This is a genomic window from Streptomyces sp. NPDC041970 (assembly GCF_055588985.1).
Genome location: NZ_JBVJCD010000109.1, coordinates 1 through 5,155, shown reverse-complemented (window position 1 = coordinate 5,155; position 5,155 = coordinate 1). Strand labels below are relative to the sequence as shown.

The window sequence follows — 5,155 nt, the reverse complement described above, 5'->3', positions numbered from 1 at the left end:
CGGTCGAAGCGGGATGCTTTCCAGATCCTGCGCTTTCGCGCTCTCCCTTTCCGGCGGTTCCGACTTTACCAGACTCTCTTTCGTCCCGTTTCCGGTCCGAATTCAATCCCAGTGGCCTGCGGAGTGGCCTTCGCCTTTCGGCGGACCCGACTTTATCAGAGACTCTGCGTCGGAATTCCCACCCCGTTCGGACGGCACCGGCACACGAGGGCGCGCGGTGCTTCCCGTTCAGGGGGAGTCGTAAACGTACTGGAGCGGGGCGCCCCGATGCAAATCGAGGGCCCCGCTCCAGGTCGGCGGTGGGAGGGTCAGACCTCCACGACCACCGGCAGGATCATCGGGCGCCGGCGGTAGGTGTCGGACACCCACTTGCCGACGATCCGGCGAATGAGCTGCTGGAGCTGGTGGGGCTCCATCACGCCGTCCTGCGCCGACTTGTCCAGGGCCTCCTGGATCTTCGGGCCGACCGCCACGAACGCGGCGTCGTCGATGCCGGAGCCCCGCGCCTGGATGTGGGGGCCTCCGACGATCTTGCCGGAGGTGCTGTCGACCACGAGGAAGACCGAGATGATGCCCTCGTCACCGAGGATGCGGCGGTCCTTGAGGGAGGTCTCGGTGACGTCCCCGACGGAGAGGCCGTCGACGTAGACGTAACCGGCCTGGACCTTGCCGACGATCCGGGCTCTGCCGTCGACGAGGTCGACGACCACGCCGTCCTCGGCGATGACGATGTGGTCCTTGGGGACGCCGGTCAGCGCGCCCAGTTCGGCGTTGGCCCGCAGGTGGCGCCATTCGCCGTGGACCGGCATCAGGTTCTTCGGCTTGCAGATGTTGTAGAAGTACAGCAGCTCGCCGGCCGAGGCGTGGCCCGAGACGTGCACCTTGGCGTTGCCCTTGTGGACGACGTTGGCGCCCCAGCGGGTCAGGCCGTTGATCACGCGGTACACCGCGTTCTCGTTGCCCGGGATGAGGGAGGACGCGAGGATCACCGTGTCGCCGGGGACGATGCGGATCTGGTGGTCCCGGTTGGCCATCCGGGAGAGGGCGGCCATCGGCTCGCCCTGCGAACCCGTGCAGACCAGCACGACCTCGTCGTCCGGCAGGTCGTCGAGGGTCTTGACGTCGACGACCAGCCCGGCGGGGACCTTCAGATAGCCCAGGTCACGGGCGATGCCCATGTTGCGGACCATCGAACGGCCGACGAAGGCGACCCTGCGGCCGTACTCGTGGGCGGCGTCCAGGATCTGCTGGATGCGGTGCACATGGCTGGCGAAGCTCGCCACGATGATGCGCTTCTGGGCGTTCGCGAACACCGTGCGCAGGACGTTGGAGATGTCCCGCTCCGGTGGCACGAAGCCGGGGACCTCGGCGTTGGTCGAGTCGGAGAGGAGGAGGTCGATGCCCTCCTCGCTCAGCCGCGCGAACGCGTGCAGGTCGGTGAGGCGGCCGTCCAGCGGCAACTGGTCCATCTTGAAGTCGCCGGTGGCCACGACCAGGCCCGCAGGGGTGCGGATGGCGACCGCGAGGGCGTCCGGGATCGAGTGGTTGACCGCGATGAACTCGCAGTCGAAGACGCCGATGCGCTCGCGCTGCCCCTCGACCACCTCGAGGGTGTACGGGCGGATGCGGTGCTCCTGGAGCTTCGCCTCGATCAGCGCGAGGGTCAGCTTGGAACCGATGAGCGGGATGTCCGGCTTCAGGCGCAGCAGGTACGGGACGCCGCCGATGTGGTCCTCGTGGCCGTGCGTGAGCACGATGCCCTCGATGTCGTCCAGGCGGTCCCGGAGCGTGGTGAAGTCCGGCAGGATCAGGTCGATGCCCGGCTGCTCCTCCTCGGGGAAGAGGACGCCGCAGTCGACGATGAGCAGGCGGCCGCCGTACTCGAAGACCGTCATGTTGCGGCCGATCTCGCCGAGGCCGCCGAGAGGGGTGACCCGCAGGGCGCCCTTCGGGAGCTTGGGCGGGGTGCCGAGTTCGGGATGCGGATGACTCAAAAGACTCTCCTTACCACGCGCGCCACGTACCGCTGAGGCACGTGGCGCGCATGTCATTCGTGCACTTGCTGTTGTCTTGGGTCGTGCTCGGGCGAGTCGCCTCGCCTGTTCAGTTGTGAAGTCCGTGGTTACAGCTCTACCCCGCCGGCGGCGAGATCGATCTTGAGCTGTGCCGTCTCCTGCGCCGTCAGCTCCACCATCGGCAGGCGCAGCGGCCCGGCCGGCAGGCCCTGGAGCGTCAGGGCGGCCTTCGTGGTGATCACGCCCTGGGTGCGGAACATGCCGGTGAAGACCGGGAGCAGCCGCTGGTGGATCTCCGTGGCCTTCTGGACGTCGCCGCTTAGGTGCGCCTCGATGAGGGACCTGAGCTCCGGGGTGACCACGTGGCCGACCACCGAGACGAAGCCGACGGCTCCGACCGAGAGGAGCGGCAGGTTGAGCATGTCGTCGCCCGAGTACCAGGCGAGCCCGGATTCGGCGATGGCCCAGCTCGCCCGGCCCAGGTCCCCCTTGGCGTCCTTGTTGGCGACGATCCGGGGGTGCTCGGCCAGCCGTACGAGGGTCTCCGTGTCGATGGGGACGCCGCTGCGGCCGGGGATGTCGTACAGCATCACGGGCAGGCCGGTGGAGTCGGCGACGGCCGTGAAGTGCCGCAGCAGGCCCTCCTGCGGCGGCTTGTTGTAGTACGGCGTGACGGCCAGGAGGCCGTGGGCGCCGGAGCGCTCGGCCGTCCGGGCCAGCTCGACGCTGTGCCGGGTGTCGTTGGTGCCGACGCCGGCGACGACGTGCGCCCGGTCGCCGACCGCGTCGAGCACCGCCCGTACGAGCTGGTCCTTCTCCGCGTCACTGGTGGTCGGGGACTCACCGGTGGTGCCGTTCACGATCAGGCCGTCGTTGCCCGCGTCCACCAGGTGGGAGGCGAGCCGCTGGGCGCCGTCGAGGTCGAGAGCGCCGTCCGCCGTGAAGGGCGTGACCATAGCGGTGAGGACCCGCCCGAAGGGGGTCTGCGGAGTGGAGATCGGAGCCATGGGTAACACGCTACTCGCTGCTCAACGCGCGGGGTCCCCTCGGGGGGACGGGGAGGAGGAGCCCGGCACTGCCTGCTCGGGGGTTCAAGCAGTGCCGGGTCCGTTCGTTCAGCCTAGATGAACTTCCGGAAACCCCGCAATACGGACACCGCCTACGGGGCCACCCGTCCGTTCTTGTTGAACGCCGCGTGCGTGAGCGGCATGAGCCGCGCCCAGTGCGCCTCCATCTGCTCGCCGACCATCTCGATCTCGCGCTGCGGGAAGGACGGGACCTTCGCCAGCTCGTGCTGGGTGCGCAGCCCGAGGAAGTGCATCAGGGAGCGGGCGTTGCAGGTGGCGTACATGGTCGAGAAGAGGCCGACGGGCAGGACCGCGCGGGCCACTTCGCGGGCGACTCCGGCGGCGAGCATCTCCTGGTAGGCCGCGTACGCCTGGCGGTAGGAGTCCTCCATGGCGCGGACCGTGAGGTCGTGCTGCTCCTCGGTGCCCTCGACGAACTCGTACTTGCCGGGGCGGCCCCGCTGGACCAGCTTGCGGGAGGCTCCGGGGACGTAGAAGACCGGCTCCAGCTCCCTGTAGCGGCCCGACTCCTCGTTGTAGGACCAGCCCACGCGGTGCCGCATGAACTCGCGGAAGACGAAGATCGGGGCGCTGATGAAGAAGGTCATCGAGTTGTGCTCGAACGGGCTGCCGTGCCGGTCCCGCATGAGGTAGTTGATGAGCCCCTTGGAGCGCTCCGGGTCCTTGGTGACCTCGGCGAGCGACTGCTCGCCGGCCGTGGAGACGCGGGCGGCGAAGAGCACGTCCGCGTCGCCCGCGGCGCTCTTGACCAGGTCGACGGTGACGTCGCTGCGGAAGTGGGGCTGTGCGGGTTCGGGGGTGTCGGTCACCGACAGGGGTCCTTCCAATGGCGTCGCTGGGCGGCGACCACTTTACGGGCCTCGGGGTCCGGACATGCACGAGGCGGGGGCGGGCAGCCGTTCGGGGAGTCGTGGAAACGACACGGCGATTTCGGGCACCGATCGGGCCTGTCGTACGTCTGACTCATTAGCAGCATCCGTCACTGCGATCAAGGAGAGTTTCCTCATGTTCCGCCGGCGTGAATCCGTCCCGTTCTCGTTCGTTGCCGAGGCCGACCGATTCCGCAGTAATGTCACTCCCCCGCCCGCCGCCCGTGCCACCGTCCCCGAACTGCTCGGGCGCTCCCTCGTCGGGCTGACCGTGGTCGCCGGTCTCGTGGGCTCCCTGCTGCTGGGGCTACCGGCGCTCGATTCCGGGCAGTCCGCCTCGCACGGCAAGCAGTCCGAGGCGTCCCAGGACCGCTGACTCGTACGGACCCCCTGGGGTGGTCGGGCCTCCGGCACTCTCGGTAGCCTCACCGGGCACAGCAATCGAGCGTGCTTGTGAGTGAGGATGAGTCGTGCCCCTGCCCTTTCTGACGGCCGACCGCGCATTCGACGCGAGCGCGGAGGACGTCGCGCTGCCGTTCGACGACCACGACAGTTGGCGGCGGCCCTACCGCCCCGGCCCGTGGCGGGTCGCGGCGGCGGCCGGCCTTCTGCTGCTGGCGTCGTTCGTACTGCTCGCGGCCATGATCATCGGTCTGGCCGGCGGGCCTTCGGGGGCCCTCGCGTGTCTCGTGCCGGCCGCCGCGGCGATCGCCGCGGCACTGCGGCTGCTGCGGGTCGGCGCGTGGGTCAGCCGCCACGGCGTACGGCGTGTCGGCTTCCTGCGCACCACCACGGTGCCGTGGGACGGCACGTCGGCGGTCCGCACGGTCCAGCAGCCCGTGAAGTGGATGGGCCTTCCCCGCACGGTCCAGGGCCAGGCGCTCGTCGTGGTCCGGCGCGGTGGTGAGGCGCTGCCGCCGCTGGCCACCGACCACAACGCGGACTTCCTGGGCCGCCAGGAGGCCTTCGAACGGGCCACGGACGCGGTGGAGGCCTGGGCGGACGAGTACCGCCCCGTCTAGCCGTCCAGGGGGCGGCCGGGCGCATCCCGGCCGCTGCCGTGAAAAGGGGTGGGGGGGGGGGGGGGGGGGGGGGGGGTGGCCCCCCCACCACGCCCCCCCCCCCCCCCCCGCGGAGGACCACTCGGTCAGCCTCGGGGGGGGGGGCAGAGAGAGACGAAGAA

At 69.8% G+C, this 5,155-nt stretch carries 5 protein-coding genes; 2 read left to right on the top strand and 3 right to left on the bottom strand.

Going from position 1 to position 5,155, the window contains the following annotated elements; all coding sequences use genetic code 11:
• Window positions 1–308: 308 nt before the first annotated feature.
• The 3 genes from ACZ6EJ_RS27695 to thyX form a co-directional block, all read right to left on the bottom strand.
• Window positions 309–1,994: a ribonuclease J gene (locus ACZ6EJ_RS27695; RefSeq protein ID WP_469270940.1), complete on the bottom strand. Its 1,686-nt coding sequence runs from the start codon at window positions 1,992–1,994 to the stop codon at window positions 309–311.
• A gap of 128 nt (window positions 1,995–2,122) precedes the next feature.
• Entirely contained in the window at window positions 2,123–3,022 is a 900-nt protein-coding gene (dapA, locus tag ACZ6EJ_RS27690; protein ID WP_469270938.1) for a 4-hydroxy-tetrahydrodipicolinate synthase, read from the bottom strand.
• A gap of 152 nt (window positions 3,023–3,174) precedes the next feature.
• Window positions 3,175–3,912 (bottom strand): FAD-dependent thymidylate synthase, encoded by a 738-nt coding sequence (thyX, locus tag ACZ6EJ_RS27685; RefSeq protein WP_469270937.1) that lies wholly within the window; start codon window positions 3,910–3,912, stop codon window positions 3,175–3,177.
• A 196-nt stretch (window positions 3,913–4,108) separates the two neighbouring features.
• Between thyX and ACZ6EJ_RS27680 the strand changes: the two genes are divergently transcribed.
• Together ACZ6EJ_RS27680 and ACZ6EJ_RS27675 are read left to right on the top strand one after the other, a co-directional pair.
• A complete protein-coding gene (locus tag ACZ6EJ_RS27680; RefSeq protein ID WP_469270936.1) occupies window positions 4,109–4,348 on the top strand; it encodes a hypothetical protein in 240 nt (79 codons plus the stop codon).
• A 94-nt stretch (window positions 4,349–4,442) separates the two neighbouring features.
• A complete protein-coding gene (locus ACZ6EJ_RS27675) occupies window positions 4,443–4,994 on the top strand; it encodes a hypothetical protein (RefSeq protein WP_469270934.1) in 552 nt (183 codons plus the stop codon).
• The last annotated feature ends 161 nt before the right edge of the window (window positions 4,995–5,155 follow it).